The 1,166-nt window shown below is 72.5% G+C and carries 1 protein-coding gene; it reads right to left on the bottom strand.

What is annotated here, in order from left to right:
* Nucleotides 1-175: 175 nt before the first annotated feature.
* On the bottom strand, nt 176-982 hold the full coding sequence (locus ACJA3G_RS37355; protein WP_406557453.1) for an SDR family NAD(P)-dependent oxidoreductase: 807 nt from the start codon (nt 980-982) through the stop codon (nt 176-178).
* Nucleotides 983-1,166 lie beyond the last annotated feature (184 nt).

Raw genomic sequence — 1,166 nt, 5'->3', positions numbered from 1 at the left:
CCCCCGGATCCCTCCCCCGGAACACCGACGCCAACTAAGACACCCGTCACGCCAGAAGGGTTGTACAACTGCGGGCAGTAATTTTTCCGGAATCCCTACGTACCGACAAAGCGGGGCGACCGTAGCTTTTCGGCCATCGGGACCGGACCGGGGCACATGCCCTCCCGCTCGGCCCTCACGCCGCCTTGAGGTAACCCCCGTCGACGACGAGGTCCGTCCCCGTCGTACTGCCCGACCTCGGGGAGGCCAGCAGGACCACCGCGTCGGCGATCTCCTGCGGGGTCACCAGACGGCCGGTGGACAGGTTCATCATCTGCGGGGCCAGGCTGTCCATCACCGTGTCCCGGTCCGAGCCCGCCATGGCCGCGATCACATCGGCCGCGCCGCCCTCCTCGGTCCACCACGCGGTCCGTACCGCCCCCGGCGAGACCGTGTTGAAGCGGACGCCCCGCGGGGCGTACTCCTCCGACAGGACCTTGGTGAGGTTGGTCAGGGCCGCCTTGGCCGCGCCGTACTCGGCGTTGCCGACCGAGGGCTGGCGGGCCAGGGCGGTGGAGACGGTGACGACGGCGCCGCCGCCGTCGGCGAGGAGGTGCGGCAGGGCCGCGCGGACCGTCCGTACCGCCGAGAACAGGTTGAACTCGAAGATCGCCGACCAGTCCGGGTCGTCCGCGTCCAGGAACGAGGTGCGCGGCAGGGTCACACCCGGCGGCGGGCCGCCCGCGTTGTTGACCAGGACGTCCAGGGCGCCGAACTCCTCGACGGTACGGGCCACCACGCGCGCGGGGGCCCCGGGGTCCATGAGGTCGGCCGGTACGTGGACGAGCTCGGGGCGAGCCAGTTTCTCCAGCTCCGGGCTGGTGCGGCGAGAGACCGCGACCACGCGCGCGCCCTCGTCGAGCAGGGTGCTCACCACCGCGAGGCCGATGCCCTTCGAGGCGCCGGTGACGAGCGCGGTGCGGCCGGAAAGGTGCAGGTCCATGAGGGGTCTCCTAGGGTTGCGGCCCGTGGCCCCGAAGGGGGCGAACCGAAGGCCGTGCCCACGATCCTGCGCCGCCGCGCCCCGGTCGGCTGGCGGGAATCCGGCAGCGAACTCGGCCCCGGCCACACCCCCGTACCGCCCCCGGCGAGACCGTGTTGAAGCGGACGCCCCGCGGGGCGTACTC

This window comes from Streptomyces sp. YS-3 (genome assembly GCF_045257485.1).
Classification (GTDB): domain Bacteria; phylum Actinomycetota; class Actinomycetes; order Streptomycetales; family Streptomycetaceae; genus Streptomyces.
The sequence above is the reverse complement of the archived record's forward strand: the minus strand, read 5'-3'. Positions and strand labels throughout refer to the sequence as shown.